Consider the following 16,117-nt stretch of genomic DNA (forward strand, 5'->3'; position numbering starts at 1 on the left):
AACGGAGAGCGCTGGCACAACCGTGCGCAGGCCCTGTGCCGTGGTCCAGAACATCACGAGATCGACACATCGTCTTGCCCGGGCTTGTCCCGGGCATCCACGACTTTTCGCATCGAAATTGATCACGCTTGACCATATTGCAGCAGTAACGATTTCCAACGTAATGGGCGCATTATAACGGCACAAACGCGAATCCGTCAGGCAGTTGATGAAAAACGCTCATGTGAACCCTTATCGAAACATGCCGCCCATGGCGGCGATGGCGGGATTCGAGGCTGCCGCGCGGCTGTCCAGTTTTTCACTGGCCGCACGGGAGCTGAACATGACCCAGTCGGCGGTCAGCCATCAGGTCCGGGCGCTGGAAGAGCATCTCGGCCAGGCCTTGTTCCTGCGTCTCAACCGGCGGGTCGAGCTCACCGATGCCGGACGGGACTTCCACAAGACCGTGGTCGCCGCCCTGGAAGCGCTGCGCCTGGGCGTGCGCCGGCTCGGTTTCTACACCAAGCCGGAATCGGTGGTGCTGGCCATGCCGGCCGCCTTCGCCACGGGCTGGTACATGCCGCGGCTGGCGAGGCTGAAGACCGAGCATCCGGCGATGGAGCCGTGGCTGCTGACCACCGAGGAGGAGGTCAATCTGGCCGATTCCGAGGTCGACATTCTGGTGACTCGCGGCGGCGGCGAGCGGGACGGCCTGGTGTCTGTCACGCTGTTCACCGATACCGTCTGGCCGCTTTGTGCGCCCGCGCTGCGGGCCACGATGCCGGAGGCCCCGGACGCGCGGACCTTCCTCGATTGCCCGCTGCTGCATGACGAAACCGAAGACGATTGGCAGAAATGGTTCCAGGCCGGCGGGATCGACCAGCGCGAGCCGGTCAAGGGGCTGAATTTCTCCGATTCCGGCGTCATGCTCGACGCCGCGGCGCGTGGCCTCGGCGTCTGTCTCGGCGGCCTGAGCCTCGCCTCCGAGCGGCTGGCGCGGGGCGAGCTGGTGCTTTGCGGCGACAGGGGGATGGCCTCGGCGAGCCCCTTCGTCCTGGTCGCTCATCCGCGCAATTTGCGCCAAGCCGCCGTCGGCGCGCTGTGGGAGTGGCTGGTGGCCGAAGCGAAGCGTGCGGGCCCCGGGACGACGGCATGAGCCGCGTCCCGCCGATGGGCCCTCATTGCACGGCCGCGCGCCAGAGGCCTGGCGTCATGCCGACAAGCCGCGCGAAGCAGCGGGTGAGATGGCTCTGGTCGGCAAAGCCGCAGGCGAGCGCGACATCGGCCAGCGGGCTGCGGTCGGCGGCGAGCAGCCGCTTGGCGCGGGCGACCCGGCGCTGCTGGAGCCATTGGTAGGGGGCCATGCCGGTCGAACGCCGGAAGGCATGGGCGAACTGGCTCGTGCGCACCCCGCAGAGCGCGGCGATCTCGGCAAGGCCGATGCCGCCCACCAGGCTCCACTCGATGATGTCCTTGGCCAGCCGCTCCTGCCAGGTGCTCAGGCCGCCGACCGCCCGCCGCCGCATGGCGAGGTTGCCGTAGCGTGCGCAGACATAGATGCCGAGCGTCCACATGAAGTGATCGGCGAGCAGCGGGTCGAGCGCCTCGGGCGCGTCGAAATAGGGCTGGATGCGCTGTGCCAGGCCGAGCAGCGTGGGATCGTCCACGACATGGAACGGGCCGCGGCCGAGATGGGTGACATGGGGCACTTCCAGGTCGTCGGCGATCTCGCGCATGAAGCTGCGCTTCAGCAGGATCTCGGTCGTGTGGCGCGGCGTCGAGAAGTCGATCTGCTCGACGCCCGAGAGATGCAGAATATGCGCCTCGCCCTTGCGACGCGGGGCCGTATAGCTCTTGCCGTCGACGAAGATGTCGCTTTTTTCATCGTTGAAGCGCACGCCGATACTGTAGGCGTCGTCCCAGACCGGAAAGGCCGGATCGGGGCCCGCCGGCCGCGAGCCATAGTGAATGTCGGCCGAGATGAGCTGCGAGCGCATCAGCGCCCGGACCGCGAGCCGGCGATCGCTATTGCGCGGAAGGCCGATCGGCACCGTTGCGATGTCGACCATGGTGAGGGGGACATTCAGGGTCATACGGGCCGCGTCCTCCGTCGACCGAGGCTACCAGCAGGTCGCCGCGCCGGCCAAGATGGCCTGTCGGCGGGCCGACGATCCCGTCGGCAAGGGGTCTCCGGCCGGCACCGGCGCGCGATGTCCGGGATATTCGATCCCGGTCCTGCGCATGCCGGCGCCGGCCGGAACCGTCATCCGGGCCTCAGGCCTGCCGTGTCATTTGCCGTGGGCCTGGGCGATCTGGCCGACGAGTTTTGCCCAGGGCATGTCGAGCGCGCCGTAGACGGCGCCCGCCTCGGGCCGGCCGTTATCCCCGAGGATCTCGACCATCAGCGTCGCATAGTCCGAGAGGATGACGCCGGCCTGCAGCATGCGCAGGAGACCGGCGTCCCGCTTCGTCTGGCTGAACGTGCCCGACGCGTCGACCGCGACATAGGCGTCGAGGCCTTTGCCGACCGCCGTGATGGCGGGGAAGGCGGCGCAGACCTCGAGCGAGATGCCGGCGAAGATCAGCTTCTTGCGGCCGGTCGCCTCAATGGCGCGCGCCACGGTCGGATCGTCGAAGGCATTGACCGACGAGCGGTCGATGATGCGCACGCCCGGCAGCGCCTCGACCAGCTCGGGGAAGGTCGGCCCCCACATGCTGTCGCGCGCCGTGGTGGTCACCACGATCGGCAGCTTGAGTGCCTTGGCGGCCTTCGCCAGGGCGACGACATTGTGCTTCAGCTCCCCGGTCGAATAGTCGCGCACGCCGGTCATCAGGCCGATCTGGTGGTCGACGAGAACGAGGGCGGCGTTGTCGGAGGTGAGGGGCTCATAGGGGCGGATCTGGTTGGTCATTGCATTCTCCTGCGGTCGATGGGGTTGAAAGATGGCGGCAAGCGACGGGGCTATTCCAAGTGTGGTCGCGGCTGCTCCGGCCGCTGCCGCCTGCAGGAACTGACGCCGTTCCATGATGCCTCCGTGCGCTTCCCGGTCGGCCACAGCGGCGCATCCGGGGTCGCGGCCGACTGGCGGCGACGGCTGGAACCTAGGCGCTGGATTTAGAGCTAAGAAGTCGGCAATCTTCCAACATAGCGTCCGACGTGTTGGACGATGGAGGCGGCGTGCTCGATCTCAACGACTTCTTTTTCTTCGTCCAGGTGGTCGACCGCGGCGGCTTCACGGCGGCGGGGCGCACGCTGCGGGTGCCCAAATCGACCTTGAGCCACCGGATCCAGCAGCTCGAGGCCGAGCTCGGCGTCCGGCTGCTCAACCGCACGTCGCGGCGGTTCGCCATGACCGATGCCGGCGGCGAGTTCTACCGTTATGCGGTGGCGATGCTGCAGCAGGCCGAGCTGGCGGAAACGGCGATCCGTCATCGGCTGACCGAGCCGACCGGCACCGTGCGTTTCACGGCGGGCGTGGCGACGGCGCAGTTCGCGATGCGCGACATGGTCGCCGACTTCCTGGTGCGATTTCCCGCGGTCAATGTCATCGGCCACGCGACCGATCGGACGGTCGATATCGTCGGCGAGAATTTCGACGTCGCGATCCGGGCGCATTCGGCGCCGCTGCCGGATTCCGCGCTGGTGCAGCGAACGCTCGCGCCGGCGCCCTGGCTCTTGTTCGCCGGCGCCGCCTATCTCGACGCCCATGGCGGCCTGGAGACGCCACGCGATCTCGCCAGCCATCCGTCGCTGTTCATGATGCGGACCGGCATCGCGCCGACGTGGCGGCTGCGCCACGCCGGCGACGGCAAGGACGAGGTGATCATGCCGCTCACGCCGCGCCTTCTGAGCGACGACATGGTGGGGCTGAAGCAGGCGGCGATCGCCGGCCTCGGGATCGTCGCGCTGCCGGGTTATATCTGCCGCGACGAACTGCGGTCGGGGCGGCTGCGCCGCGTCCTGCCGGACTGGCTCGCCGGCGATTCCACGCTCACCGCGCTCATCCCGTACCGGCAGGGCCTGCTGCCCTCCGTCCGCGCCTTCATCGATCACCTGGCGGCGGAGTTCCCGAAGGTGGTGCGGATCTAGCTGTGGGGCACAGTGGTTATGACGGGTTGATTTTGGTGCAAGCAAGTCGTGGATGCCCGGGACAAGCGCGGGCAGGACGATGTGTTGCCGTCACTGCGTGCTCGGCCACAGCGCGGATTTTGCGCCCGGTCGATCCGGCGACCGTGCTCCAAGGACAATTCTCGTCTTGGGCGGGCTTGTCCCGGCCATCCACGACTTGATTGCCGCGGGCGGATGAATGCGTGGATATCAGGGACAGGCCCGGGCAAGGCGACGTGGTGCCAGCATAAGGACCTGGCGCCAAGCCGCCATTGCTCCTCCGTCTCCATCAGCGCTGTGCCTCATCAGCCAAAGAGTCGTGATCACTGTGCCGCGGTACCAGGGGGCATGCTGCGTTGGGAGATTGCCGACGTCGCGGCCGATCGGGTGACTGGGCAGGTTCGCCTCATCCGGCTGTCGTCCGCACCGCGCCGCTGGCTTCGAGTCCTGCGACCTCCGCCTCGCTCAAGCCGAGCTCTCGCAGGATCTCCAGCGTATGCTCGCCGAAATCCGGCGCCGGGCGCGACGGCGCCGGCTGGCTGGCGCTCCAGCGCGACGGGACCTGCATCGCGCGCACCGCGCCTTCGGTTGGATGCTCGACGCGCGTGAAGAAGCCGACATCGGCGAGATGCGGATCGTCCATGATGCTTTCCAGCGTGTGCATCGGCGCGTGCGGGATGTCGGCGGCATCGAGCAGCGCTTCCCATTCCGCCGTGGCGCGGGTGAGGAAGATGGCCGCGACCTGCTCGGTGATCCCGGCGATATGGCGTGTGCGGCTGGCGTGGCTGGCGAAGCGCGGGTCGGTGAGCCATTCGGCGCGGCCGGCGAGCTCCAGGAAGCGGCGCCAGTGCCTGTCGGTGTAGATGACCACGCAAAGATGACCGTCGGCGGTGCGATAGGGGCGGCGGTCGCGCGCCAGCAGCCGCGGATAGCCGCCCTGGTCCAGCGGCGGCTCGTAGCTCAGGCCGCCGAGATGGTCGCCCAGCACGAAACTCGCCATGGTCTCGAACATCGGCACGTCGATGCGCTGGCCCTCGCCGGTATGGTCGCGGTGACGCAAGGCCCCGAGGATGGCGGCCGCCGCGTGCAGGCCGACGACGCGATCGGCGATATTCACCGGCACGTAGCGCGGGGTGCCGTCGCCGGCTTCGGCGAGCAGGGCGGGGACGGTCGCCAGCCCCTGGATCAGGTCGTCATAGGCGGGGCGGGCGGCATAACGGCCGTCCTGGCCGAAGCCGAACGTGCCGACATAGATGAGGCCGGGCCGGACCGCCGCCAGCGCCTCATAGCCGAGCCCCAGCCGCTCCATCGCCTGCGGACGGACATTGTAGACCAGCACGTCGGCGGTCGCCGCGAGCCGCAGCGCGACGTCGCGGCCGGCCGGGGCCTTGAGGTCGACGACGATCGAGCGCTTGCTGCGGTTGGCATGCATGAACATGCCGCCCATCGCGCCGCCGCGGCTTGGGCCCACCTGGCGGATGATGTCGCCGTCGGGGCTTTCGAGCTTGATCACGTCGGCGCCCATGTCGCCGAGGATCGATGTGGCGTAAGGGCCCATCAGCACGGAGGTCAGATCGAGGATCCGGACACCGGCGAGCGGCCCGCCGCCGCCCCGGGCCGGGCCGCGGGAAGACACGGGAACGGTCATGGCTTGTCTCCGGCCTGGTCCGGCGGTTCATGGGCCCTGATCGCGGGCCGCGCGCCGTCGTAACGCTCGCATTGCACGGTGGTGACCTGGCCGCAGCAGCCCTGGGCCAGGCGCGAGGTGCCGACGTCGCGGGTCAGCACGTTGGGATTGCCGTGAACGCAGAGCGGCTCGTCGGTGCCGTCGGGCAACGGGTCGTACCAGGCGCCGGTCGGCAGGTGGACGACGCCGGCCATCACGGCATCGCTCAGGCTGGCGGCGGCCAGGCAGGCGCCCCGGGCATTGAACAGCCGCACCAGGTCACCATCGGCGATGCCGCGTTGCGCCGCGTCGCGCCGATTGATCCGCACCACCTCGCGGCCATGCCGTTTCGAGGCCTGGCTATAGGCGCCGAAATCCAGCTGGCTGTGCAGCCGTGTGGCCGGCTGGTTGGCGATCAGCGTGAGCGGCGCGGCCTGGTCCGGCTGTTCGGTGGCCGGCAGCCAGGCCGGGTGGCCGGGGCAATCGTCGTAACCGAAGCCGGCGATCGTCTCGCAGACGATTTCGATGCGCCCGCTCGGCGTCGGCAGCCTGTTGGCCTCGGGATCGGCGCGGAAGGCGCGCAGCATGCCGCCGTCGTCGGGCGCCGACGGCAAGGCCAGTTCGCCGGCCTGCCAGAACGCCTCGAAGGATGGCGCCGGCCAGCCCTTGTCGGCGAGCGCCTGCCGGGTCGGCTCGTAGAGATGCTCCAGCCATTGCCGGGCCGACCGGCCTTCGGTGAAGGCCTCGTCGCAGCCCATCCGCGCCGCAAGGCCCGAGAAGATGGTGAAATCGTCGCGGGCCTCGCCGATCGGCGCGACCACCTGGCGCATGCTGATCAGGCGCGGATCGGTCGCGGCGGCGCCGATATCGTCGCGTTCCAGGGTCATGGTCGCGGGCAGCACGATGTCGGCGAAACGCGCCATCGGCGTCCACGCGGTCTCGTGGCAGACGATGGTGTCGGTCTGCGAGAAGGCCCGCCGCAGCCGGTTGAGGTCCTGGTGGTGATGGAACGGATTGCCGCCGGCCCAGTAGATCAGCTTGATGTCGGGATAGGTCAGGCGCTGGCCGTTATAGTCGAAGGGCTGTCCCGGATTGAGCAGCATGTCGGCGATGCGGGCGACCGGAATGAAGTTGGCGACACCGTTCCTGCCCTGCGGCATGGTCGGGATCGGCACGGCATTGACCCGCCGGCCGGTATGGCCCATGGCGCCCAGCGCGTAATTGTAGCCGCCGCCGGGCAGGCCGATCTGTCCGGTCATGGCGGCGAGCACGGCCGCCATCCATACCGGCTGCTCGCCATATTGGGCGCGCTGAAGCGCATGCGCCACGGTGATCAGGCTGCGGCCCGAGACGAGCTTGCGCGCCAGGTCACGGATGGTCGGGGCGGCGATGCCGGTCACCCCGGCGGCCCAGGCGGCGTCCTTGACGAGGCCGTCCTCTCGACCGGTCAGATAGTCGGCAAAGATCTCGAAGCCGACGCAGTAGCGTGCCAGGAAGGCGCAGTCGTGCAGCTCCTCGGCCAGCAGCGTATGGGCGAGGCCCAGCATCATCGCGACATCGGTGCCCGGCCGGATCGGCAGCCAGAGCGGCCTTGCCTCGTCTGGCATGTCATCGCGCAGCGGGCTGACCGAGCAGAACTGGGTGCCCCGGGTGGCGGCGCGGGTCATCGCGTCGGGTTCGATATGGCGGGTGATGCCGCCGCTGGCGATCATCTGGTTCTTCAAGGGCATGCCGCCGAAGGCGAGCACCAGGTCGGTATGCTCGGCGATCTGCTCCCAGGTGACGTTGCGCCGCGACAGCACCTCGAAGGGCCCGAGCACATGCGGCAGGATCACCGAGGAGGCGCCGGCGCTGTAGCTGTTGACCGAACGGACATAGCCGCCGCAGGCGATGTTGAAGAAACGGTGGATCTGGCCCGAGGCGTGATGGAAGCGCCCGGCACTGGCCCAGCCATAGGAGCCGCCATAGATCGCCTGCGAGCCGAAATCGGCCTTGACCCGGGTGATCTCCCCGGCGAGCCGGTCGAGCACCTCGTCCCAGCCGACGGCCACGAGATCATCGGCGAAGTCGCGCCTGCGGGGGCCCGGGCCGCGCTCCAGCCAGCCGCGCCGGACCATGGGGCGGGTGATCCGCGCCTTGTGGCGCAGCGCATCGGTGAAATTGCCGAGGATGGGCGAGGGCGCCGGATCGTCCGGATGCGGGGTGACCGCCAGTCTCTCGCCGTCCCAGCGCGCGGAGAAGCTGCCCCAATGGGCGGCGTGCGGCGTACCGGCTGGGTGGGAAAGCGGATCATCCATGCGGGGGCTCGCGCGGCGTTGTCCCGATGTCAGGCGATGGCCGCCGATCGGGTGTCTCGCCGGATATTGCTGTCGGCTCTGATATCAGTCCAATATGCGGCTGGCTGGTTTTCAAGAACTGCAGGTTATAAGAGGCTTCATGGCACCCGGTCGACGTCCGAGCAGCGCCACGCTTGAACTGCGCCATTTGCGCTATTTCCTCGCCACCGCCGAGGAGCTCAATTACGGCCGCGCGGCCGAACGCCTGAAGATCGCCCAGCCGGGCCTGAGCCAGCAGATCATGAACCTGGAGGAGATCGTCGGCACGCCGCTGTTCGACCGGACGCGCCGGTCGGTCAGGCTGACGCTCGCCGGCGAGCTGTTCGCGGCGGAGGCGCGCAAGGCGGTGATGCAGGCCGATACCGCGCTGCTGGTGGCAAGACGCGCCGGGCGCGGCGAGCTCGGGCGCATCGCCATCGGTTATGTCGGATCGGCGGCCTATACCGGCGCGTTGACGACCATGGTCGGCGAGTTCCGCACGGCCTATCCGGAGGTCGATCTGCAGATCTCGGAAATGGAGATGCAGCAGCAGCTCGACCAGCTCGACCAGGGGCGGCTCGACATCGGCTTCATTCGCCCGCCGGTGCCCTTGCCCAGCGGCATAGCCAGCATTCCCATCCTGTTCGAGGAGATCATGCTGGCGCTGCCGGAGAGTCACGAACAAGCGGGCCAGGACATCGTGCCATTGGCCGAGCTCAGCGGCGATACCTTCATCACGCCGCGCCATCCACCTGAAGTCAGCTTTCACAAGCACACCAGCACGGCCTGCCGGGCGGCCGGGTTCTTTCCGCGGCTGGGCCCGCAGGGACGCGATTTCGTGACCATCGCCAGCATGGTGGCGGTCGGCCTCGGCGTCGCCCTGGTGCCGCAGTCGCTGCGCTGCATCCAGGTCCCGGGCCTGCGTTACAAGAGCATTGGCGGCGAGCCGGTGCTGGCGGAACTCGCGGTCGCCTATCGCCGCAACGAGCCCTCGCCGGTGGCGCGCGCCTTCGCCGCCCATGCCCGCCGCGCTGCCCGGCTCGAACGGAAATAGCGCGGTCGGTCTCAATTGAGAATTCGTGATTATCAAAAATGATGAAAGCGCATATTGGACTGATTTGATGAACTGCGCCGATACTTCCTGATCTCAAGGGATCAGGCGGCGACGATGGATTGGCGCGACCGGGCGGGAAGCTCCTTCATTTGCGAGAAGACGGCGGTCAGCGCCAGCAGGGGCATGGCGGTGACCAATCACCCGCTGGCCTCGGCCGCGGCGGTCGAGATCATGGCGGCCGGCGGCAATGCCGTCGACGCCTCGATCGCGGCGCTGTTCACGCTCACCGTGGTCGAGCCGATGATGGTCGGCATCCTCGGCGGCGGCGTGGCGCTGATCCGCCTCGCCGATGGACGCGAGATCGCGCTCGACGGGCTTTCCACGGCCCCGGCGGCCGCCCGTCCGGACAGCTTCACGCCGATCTCCGACGTCTGGCCCGACTATATGGAAGCCAAAGGCCGTGCCAACCGCGTCGGGCCGCAGGCCGTGGCGGTGCCCGGCACGCTGAAGGCCTGGTGCGAGGCCGCCGAGCGCTATGGCCGCCTGCCGCTGAGCGACCTGATGGAGCCGGCGATCCGCCATGCCGCGCGTGGCTTCCGCCTGTCGCCTTATCTTGCGACCTGCATTGCCGAAATCGCGCCGGATCTCGCGCTGGACCCGGCGATCGCCGCCGTCTTCCTGCCCGGTGGCCGGCCGCTCACCGCCGGCGACCTGCTGGTGCAGGCCGATTACGCCGCGACGCTCAGGCTGATCGCCGCGCACGGGCCGGACATCGTCTATGGCGGCGCGCTCGGCCGCCGCATCGCCGACCATCTGGAGAAGGCGGGTTCGTTCCTGCGGCTCGAAGACCTCGCCCGCTATCGCACGGTCCAGCGCGAGCCGGTGCGCGGCCTCTACCGCGGCGTCGAGGTGGTCGGGCCGCCGCCGCCCTGCGCGGGCGGCGTCCACACCCTGCAGATCCTCAACCTGCTCGAAGCCTATGACATCGGCCAGCTCGGCTTCGGTACGCCCGAGACGCTGCACCTGGTGCTGGAGGCGCTGAAGATCGCCGCCGCCGACCGCCGCGCCGCGACCGCCGATCCGGCTTTCGTCGACGTGCCGGTCGCGCGCCTGATCTCGAAGGACTACGCGGCGCTGCGCCGGCGGGAAATCGATCCTGGCCGGGCAGGGGCCTTCGAGTCGAAGATCCTGTCGAACGAATCCGCCAACACCACCCATGTCACCATTGCCGACGACGAGGGCAATATCGTCACCTCGACGCAGACGATCAACAGCCTGTTCGGCGCGCGCATCATGATCCCCGGCACCGGGATCATTCCAAACAACTACATGTACCTGTTCGATCCGCATCCCGGGAACACGCTGTCGCTCGAGCCGGGCAAGCGCATCACCAGCGGCATCACCGCCCTGATCGGCAAGCGCGAGGGTCGTCCGGTCTTCGCGCTCGGCCTGCCCGGGGCCCATCGCATCCCGGCCTGCGCGATGCAGGCGGTGCTGAACCTGGTCGACCACGGCATGAGCGTGCAGGAGGCCGTCGAGGCGCCGCGCGTCTTCACCTGGGGGCAGGAGGCGGAAGTCGAACTCGGCATGGCCGAGGCAGTGCGCCGGACACTGTCCGAACTCGGCCATCGCGTCGCGCCATCGGATCATGTCGCCGGCGGCATGTGCGCCATCACCTTTGCCGAGGATGGCGCCATGACCGGCGCCGCCTGCTGGCGCGCCGACGGCGTGGCCATGGGCATCGGCGGCGGCGCCGCGCGCGCCGGGACGTCCTTCTGGCCGGATCCGCGGCGCGGCCGCAGCTATTGAACGACAAGAACGCGCAAGCAGACGCATTCCGCCCGCGAACCAGCGCGGCGAGCCAACGACCAAGGGGAACGGAACCATGCTGATCAACCGACGCGAAGCCCTGGCCCTGTCGGCCGGCGCACTCCTCGCCACCACCGGCGGCGCGAGCGCCCAGGCGAAGAAGACGCTGCGCATGGCGCCGCACGCGGCGCTGCGTGTGCTCGATCCCGTGGTGACCAACGCCTATATCACCCGCAACCACGCCTATATGGTCTACGACACGCTGTTTTCCGTCGATTCCCTCTACCGGCCGCAGCCGCAAATGGTGAAGGCCTGGACGGTCAGCGACGACAAGCTGACCTATAGCTTCACCTTGCGCGACGGCCTGGCTTTCCATGACGGCCAGCCGGTCACCGCCGAGGATTGCGTCGCCTCGATCGCGCGCTGGGCGAAGAAAGATGTCATCGGCCTGCGTCTCGCCGCCGTGACGGCGGGCATGACCGCCGTCGATGCGAAAACCTTCCGGATCAGCCTGAAGGAGCCCTTCGGGCCCATGCTCGAAGGCTTTTCCCGGCCGAGCTCGATCCCGCTCTTCGTCATGCCCAAGCGCATCGCCGATCTCGCACCCGACAAGGTGCTGGAAGAGGTCGTCGGTTCCGGTCCGTTCAAATTCGTCGCCTCCGAATTCCGCCCGGGGGTGAGCTGGGCCTATGAGCGCAACGACAAATATGTGCCGCGCGACGAGCCGGCCGACGGTCTCGCCGGCGGCAAGCAGGTCAAGGTCGACCGCGTCGAGGTGATCTGGTTCCCGAGCAAGCAGACCGCGATCAACGCGCTCGCCAAGGGCGAGATCGACCTGCTCGAGAACATGAACGCCGATCAGCGCTCGATGCTCCAGGGCAACAAGGACGTGGTGGTGCGCCGCCGGCCCGGGCCGAATGCCTCGACCATCCGCTTCAACTGGGCGCAGCCGCCCTTCGATCAGGTCAAGGTCCGCCAGGCGGTGCAGGCCGTCATCACCCAGCAGGACTATATGGACGCCACCATTGGCGACCCTGAATCCTATCAGATCTGCCCGGCCTTCTTCGGCTGCGGCACGCCGCTGGAGACCGCTGTCGGTTTTCCCGATACCGGCAAGCCCGACGTCGCCAAGGCCAAGGCCCTGCTCAAGGAGGCCGGCTACAAGGGTGAGAAGATCGTCATCATCACGCCCGGCGACGTCAACTCCTTCGCGCCGCTGGCGCCGCTGACCCAACAATACCTGCGCCAGATCGGCATGGAATCCGAGATCCAGGCCATGGAATGGAGCGCCTTCCTGACCAGGCGGGCGCGGCCCGTTCCGGTGTCGGAAGGCGGCTGGAACCTGGCGCATGCCGTGTTCGACCGCATCGACCTGATCTCGCCGCTCGGCAACCTCAACTTCGATGCCCGCGGCAAGGTTGCCTATACCGGCTTCGTCGACGATCCCGAGACCGAGGCGCTGAAGGGCCGCTACCAGCGCGAGGTCGACCCGGCGAAGCAGAAGGCGATCGTCGAGGAGATGCAGAGGCGTGCCTATGAGCTGGTCTTCTACATCCCGCTCGGCACCTATTTCGACTACGAGACCTACCGCGCCAATGTCTCAGGCTATGTCCAGTCGCCCGTCATGGTCGTCTGGGGCGTCGACAAACGCTAGGCCCCGGTTCCGATGCTGCGGCTCATCGCCCTGCGCGTCGCCATGGCCATTCCGGTCATGCTCGTCGTCGCGACCATCGTCTTCCTGCTGCTCAGGCTCAGCCCCGGCGATCCCGCCATGGTGCTGGCCGGCGACAATGCGACGCCGGAGGCCCTGGCGCGGATCCGCGCGGAAATGGGGCTCGATCGGCCGCTTCTGGTCCAGTATTTCGGCTGGCTCGCCGAAATCGCGCAAGGCAGGTTCGGCACCTCGATCCTGTCCAAGGTGCCGGTGCTGGCGCTGATCCACGACCGGCTGGAGCCGACTTTGGTGCTCGCCTTGACGGCGATCGTCATCACCGTGCTGGTGGCGGTGCCGCTCGGCGCCATCGCCGCCTTCCGGCACAACAGCTGGGTCGACCGGGCGATCATGATGCTGTCGGTGGTCGGCTTTTCCGTGCCCGCCTTCGTCATCGGCTATCTCCTGATCCTGTTCCTGGCGGTGAAGGCGGATCTGTTTCCGGTGCAGGGCTATGTCAGCCCGTTCACCGATCCGCTCGCGGCGCTGCGCCATCTGGCCCTGCCGTCGCTGACGCTGGCGCTGGTCTTCATGGCGCTGATCGCCCGCGTCACCCGCTCCAGCGTGCTGGAGGTGCTGGGCGAAGATTTCATCCGCACCGCCCGCGCCAAGGGCAATGTCGAGAGCCGCGTGCTCTGGCGCCACGCCCTGCCCAATGCCGCGGTGCCGGTCATCACCGTCATCGGGCTCGGCATCGCCTTGCTGATCAGCGGCGTCGTGGTCACCGAGAGCGTGTTCAACCTGCCCGGCGTCGGGCGGCTGACCATCGATGCCATCCTGGCGCGCGACTATCCGGTCGTGCAGGGGCTGATGCTGTTCTTCGCGCTGATCTATGTCGGCGTGAACCTCCTGATCGACATCGCCTATGTGATCGTCGATCCGCGCATTCGCTACTGAGGAGGCCAGGGCCATGTCGATATCGGGACAGACCTCGGCGCCTCCGCGGCGCAGCGCGCTCCTGGAGGCGCTCACCTCCAACCGCGTCGTGCTGCTGAGCGGCCTGCTGCTGCTGGCCATCCTGCTTTCGGCGGTGTTTGCCGGCGTGCTGACCGGCACCGATCCCTTGCTGATCCGCCCCAGGATGCGGCTGCGTCCGCCGGACGGCCAGTTCTGGTTCGGCACCGACGCGCTCGGCCGCGACGTCTTCGCGCTGGTCCTGCATGGCGGCAAGCTTTCGCTGATGGTCGGCCTGCTGGCGGCCTGCGCCGGCGCGGTCGCCGGCACCGCCATCGGCCTGGTGACCGGTTACGTCCGCTGGCTCGATCCCATCGTCATGCGGGTGATGGACGGCATGATGGCCATCCCCGGCATCCTCTTCGCGGTGGCCCTGGTCTCGCTGGTCGGGCCGAGCCTGGTCTCGATCGTCGCGGCCATCACCTTTGCCGAGATCCCACGCGTCACCCGGCTGGTGCGCAGCGTCGTCCTCAGCGTGCGTGAGGAAACCTATGTGCGCGCGGCCGAAGGGCTCGGCATCCCCTCCGTGCTCGTGCTCACGCGCCACATCCTGCCGAGCTGCATCGCGCCGCTGATCGTCCAGACCACCTATATGTTCGCCGCCGCCATCCTGTCGGAGGCCGTGCTCGGCTTTCTCGGCGTCGGCTTTCCGCCGGATGTGCCGAGCTGGGGCAACGTGCTGGCCGAGGGGCGCGCCGTGTTCCAGCGCGCGCCCTGGACCATCATCGCGCCCGGGCTTTTCCTCGCCATGACCGTGATGGCCGTCAACCTGCTGGGCGACGGCCTGCGCGACCGGCTCGACCCCCGTCTCTCGCGTGCCGCCAGGGTCTCGTCATGACACCGTCCGAGCCGATCCTGCGGATCGACAATCTCAGCGTCGCCCTGCCTGCTGGCCTCGATCGCAGCCACGCGGTGCGCGATCTCTCGCTCGAGGTCCATCGCCGCCAGATCGTTTGCGTCGTCGGTGAATCCGGCTCGGGCAAGTCGGTCACCGCTTCCGCCGTGATGCGTCTCCTGCCGGAGAAGGCGCTGCGCATATCGGGCGGCACCATCCGGCTCGAGGGCGAGGACATCGCGACCGCTTCGCAGGCACGGATCTGCGCCTTGCGCGGCAACCGCATGGCGATGATCTTCCAGGAGCCGCTGACCGCGCTCAATCCGGTCATGCGCATCGGCGACCAGATTGCCGAGGTCCTGCGCATTCATCGCCCGGACATGTCGGCCGCCGCGGTCGAGGCGCGCGTGCTGGAGCTGATGGACGACGTCCATTTGCCCGACACGGCGGCGCTGGCCCGGGTCTATCCGCATCAGATCTCGGGTGGCCAGCGCCAGCGCGTGATGATCGCCATGGCGCTGGCGCTCGAGCCGGCGCTGATCATCGCCGACGAGCCGACCACAGCCCTCGACGTCACCACCCAGGCGCAGATCCTCCGGCTGTTCCGCGAGCTCCTGACCAAGCATGACAGCGGCGTCCTGATGATCACCCATGATTTCGGCGTGGTCGCCGATGTCGCCGACCACGTCGTGGTCATGCGCCATGGCGAGGTGGTCGAGCACGGCGCGCCGGACCAGGTGCTGAAGGCGCCGGCCCACCCCTATACCCGCGCGCTGATCGACGCGGTGCCGCGCTTCCGCTATCGCGCCCCGCCGCCGCCCCGGCCGGAGCCGGTGCTGGCGGTCGAAAACCTCAGCCTGACCTATCGCAACACCAGCTTTCTCGGCCGCAAGCGCGAGACGCTGGCGCTCGATCGCGTGTCCTTCGCGCTCTCGGCCGGCGAGACGCTCGGCGTCGTTGGCGAATCCGGCTCGGGCAAGACCAGTCTCGCCAAGACCCTGCTGCGCTTCGAGATGCCGGATTCGGGCCGGATCCTGTTCAACGGCAGCGATGCCGCCACCTGGACCGGCCGCGCGCTGCGCGACTTCCGCCGCCATATCCAGATGGTGTTCCAGGACCCCTACAAGTCGCTCAATCCGCGCCGCCGCATCGGCCAGTCGCTGGTCGAGGGGCCGGTGCAGCACGGCGTGCCGGCGGCGGATGCCACCGAACGCGCCCGCGAGCTGATGGAGCTGGTCGGCCTCAGCCGCGACGTGCTCGACCGCTTCCCGCACGAATTCTCCGGCGGCCAGCGCCAGCGCATCTGCATTGCCCGCGCGCTCGCCATGGAGCCATCCATCATCGTCGCCGACGAGGCCGTCTCGGCGCTCGACGTCTCGGTCCAGGCCCAGGTGCTGCGCCTGTTCGAAGATCTTCAGCGCCGGCTCGGCTTCGCCATGATCTTCGTCACCCACGACCTGCGCGTCGCCTCCAACATCTGCGACCGGATCGCGGTGATGAAGCGCGGCAGGATCGTCGAGCTCGGTCCGGCGCAATCGGTCTTCGAGGCGCCGCAGGACGCCTATACGCGCGAACTCATCGCGGCCGTGCCGGGTGGCGTGTTCGAGGCGCGGCAGGCTGTCTAGGGGCGCGGCAAGGCGATGATATCGGGTCGATGGCGGTGCAAGCCATTCGTGGATGCCCGGG

General features: G+C 68.4%; 12 protein-coding genes and 1 pseudogene. 8 read left to right on the top strand and 5 right to left on the bottom strand.

All coding sequences use genetic code 11. The features are described 5' to 3' along the window. Positions 1–259 precede the first annotated feature (259 nt). Positions 260–1,135, top strand: a complete 876-nt coding sequence (locus tag AC07WJ_RS33365; protein ID WP_494939114.1) for a LysR substrate-binding domain-containing protein — start codon at positions 260–262, stop codon at positions 1,133–1,135. 22 nt (positions 1,136–1,157) lie between these two features. Here the strand turns inward: AC07WJ_RS33365 and AC07WJ_RS33370 are convergent, their stop codons facing one another. The 3 genes and pseudogenes from AC07WJ_RS33370 to AC07WJ_RS33380 form a co-directional block, all read right to left on the bottom strand. Further along, positions 1,158–2,072 carry a helix-turn-helix domain-containing protein gene (locus AC07WJ_RS33370; RefSeq protein WP_494939037.1) on the bottom strand — a complete coding sequence of 305 codons (915 nt, stop codon included), beginning with the start codon at positions 2,070–2,072 and terminating at the stop codon, positions 1,158–1,160. A 195-nt stretch (positions 2,073–2,267) separates the two neighbouring features. Further along, on the bottom strand, positions 2,268–2,891 hold the full coding sequence (locus tag AC07WJ_RS33375) for an isochorismatase family protein (protein WP_494939115.1): 624 nt from the start codon (positions 2,889–2,891) through the stop codon (positions 2,268–2,270). A gap of 48 nt (positions 2,892–2,939) precedes the next feature. Next, positions 2,940–3,005 (bottom strand): annotated as a pseudogene (locus AC07WJ_RS33380) (twin-arginine translocation signal domain-containing protein); the annotation flags it as partial. Positions 3,006–3,157: 152 nt separating this feature from the next. Between AC07WJ_RS33380 and AC07WJ_RS33385 the strand changes: the two are divergent. Further along, entirely contained in the window at positions 3,158–4,069 is a 912-nt protein-coding gene (locus AC07WJ_RS33385) for a LysR substrate-binding domain-containing protein (protein ID WP_494939038.1), read from the top strand. A 424-nt stretch (positions 4,070–4,493) separates the two neighbouring features. On the opposite strand, the gene AC07WJ_RS33390 is transcribed toward AC07WJ_RS33385, so the two are convergent. Continuing rightward, positions 4,494–5,735: a CaiB/BaiF CoA transferase family protein gene (locus AC07WJ_RS33390; RefSeq protein ID WP_494939039.1), complete on the bottom strand. Its 1,242-nt coding sequence runs from the start codon at positions 5,733–5,735 to the stop codon at positions 4,494–4,496. After that, entirely contained in the window at positions 5,732–8,050 is a 2,319-nt protein-coding gene (locus AC07WJ_RS33395; RefSeq protein ID WP_494939040.1) for a molybdopterin guanine dinucleotide-containing S/N-oxide reductase, read from the bottom strand. The genes AC07WJ_RS33390 and AC07WJ_RS33395 overlap by 4 nt, the downstream gene beginning before the upstream one ends. Positions 8,051–8,189: 139 nt before the next feature. Here AC07WJ_RS33395 and AC07WJ_RS33400 point away from each other — a divergent pair, with 139 nt between their 5' ends. The 6 genes from AC07WJ_RS33400 (at position 8,190) to AC07WJ_RS33425 (ending at position 16,056) form a co-directional block, all read left to right on the top strand. Next, on the top strand, positions 8,190–9,122 hold the full coding sequence (locus tag AC07WJ_RS33400) for a LysR substrate-binding domain-containing protein (RefSeq protein WP_494939041.1): 933 nt from the start codon (positions 8,190–8,192) through the stop codon (positions 9,120–9,122). Positions 9,123–9,236: 114 nt separating this feature from the next. Beyond that, positions 9,237–10,931 (top strand): gamma-glutamyltransferase, encoded by a 1,695-nt coding sequence (gene ggt, locus AC07WJ_RS33405; RefSeq protein WP_494939042.1) that lies wholly within the window; start codon positions 9,237–9,239, stop codon positions 10,929–10,931. A 76-nt stretch (positions 10,932–11,007) separates the two neighbouring features. Continuing rightward, positions 11,008–12,585 carry an ABC transporter substrate-binding protein gene (locus tag AC07WJ_RS33410; RefSeq protein WP_494939043.1) on the top strand — a complete coding sequence of 526 codons (1,578 nt, stop codon included), beginning with the start codon at positions 11,008–11,010 and terminating at the stop codon, positions 12,583–12,585. Between the two features lie 12 nt (positions 12,586–12,597). Then, positions 12,598–13,539 carry an ABC transporter permease gene (locus tag AC07WJ_RS33415; RefSeq protein ID WP_494939044.1) on the top strand — a complete coding sequence of 314 codons (942 nt, stop codon included), beginning with the start codon at positions 12,598–12,600 and terminating at the stop codon, positions 13,537–13,539. Positions 13,540–13,552: 13 nt separating this feature from the next. Beyond that, positions 13,553–14,434 (top strand): ABC transporter permease, encoded by an 882-nt coding sequence (locus AC07WJ_RS33420; RefSeq protein WP_494939045.1) that lies wholly within the window; start codon positions 13,553–13,555, stop codon positions 14,432–14,434. Then, on the top strand, positions 14,431–16,056 hold the full coding sequence (locus tag AC07WJ_RS33425) for a dipeptide ABC transporter ATP-binding protein (RefSeq protein ID WP_494939046.1): 1,626 nt from the start codon (positions 14,431–14,433) through the stop codon (positions 16,054–16,056). The genes AC07WJ_RS33420 and AC07WJ_RS33425 overlap by 4 nt, the downstream gene beginning before the upstream one ends. The last annotated feature ends 61 nt before the right edge of the window (positions 16,057–16,117 follow it).

The sequence above is a fragment of the Phreatobacter sp. GW821-FHT04C01 genome, assembly GCF_059420385.1.

What these genes read in the sequence shown, in the direction of transcription:
- AC07WJ_RS33365 (WP_494939114.1), top strand. Translation starts at nt 260, where the DNA reads ATGGCGGGATTCGAGGCTGCCGCGCGGCTGTCCAGTTTTTCACTGGCC.
- AC07WJ_RS33370 (WP_494939037.1), bottom strand. Translation starts at nt 2,072, where the DNA reads ATGACCCTGAATGTCCCCCTCACCATGGTCGACATCGCAACGGTGCCG.
- AC07WJ_RS33375 (WP_494939115.1), bottom strand. Translation starts at nt 2,891, where the DNA reads ATGACCAACCAGATCCGCCCCTATGAGCCCCTCACCTCCGACAACGCC.
- AC07WJ_RS33390 (WP_494939039.1), bottom strand. Translation starts at nt 5,735, where the DNA reads ATGACCGTTCCCGTGTCTTCCCGCGGCCCGGCCCGGGGCGGCGGCGGG.
- AC07WJ_RS33395 (WP_494939040.1), bottom strand. Translation starts at nt 8,050, where the DNA reads ATGGATGATCCGCTTTCCCACCCAGCCGGTACGCCGCACGCCGCCCAT.
- AC07WJ_RS33400 (WP_494939041.1), top strand. Translation starts at nt 8,190, where the DNA reads ATGGCACCCGGTCGACGTCCGAGCAGCGCCACGCTTGAACTGCGCCAT.
- ggt (WP_494939042.1), top strand. Translation starts at nt 9,237, where the DNA reads ATGGATTGGCGCGACCGGGCGGGAAGCTCCTTCATTTGCGAGAAGACG.
- AC07WJ_RS33410 (WP_494939043.1), top strand. Translation starts at nt 11,008, where the DNA reads ATGCTGATCAACCGACGCGAAGCCCTGGCCCTGTCGGCCGGCGCACTC.
- AC07WJ_RS33415 (WP_494939044.1), top strand. Translation starts at nt 12,598, where the DNA reads ATGCTGCGGCTCATCGCCCTGCGCGTCGCCATGGCCATTCCGGTCATG.
- AC07WJ_RS33420 (WP_494939045.1), top strand. Translation starts at nt 13,553, where the DNA reads ATGTCGATATCGGGACAGACCTCGGCGCCTCCGCGGCGCAGCGCGCTC.
- AC07WJ_RS33425 (WP_494939046.1), top strand. Translation starts at nt 14,431, where the DNA reads ATGACACCGTCCGAGCCGATCCTGCGGATCGACAATCTCAGCGTCGCC.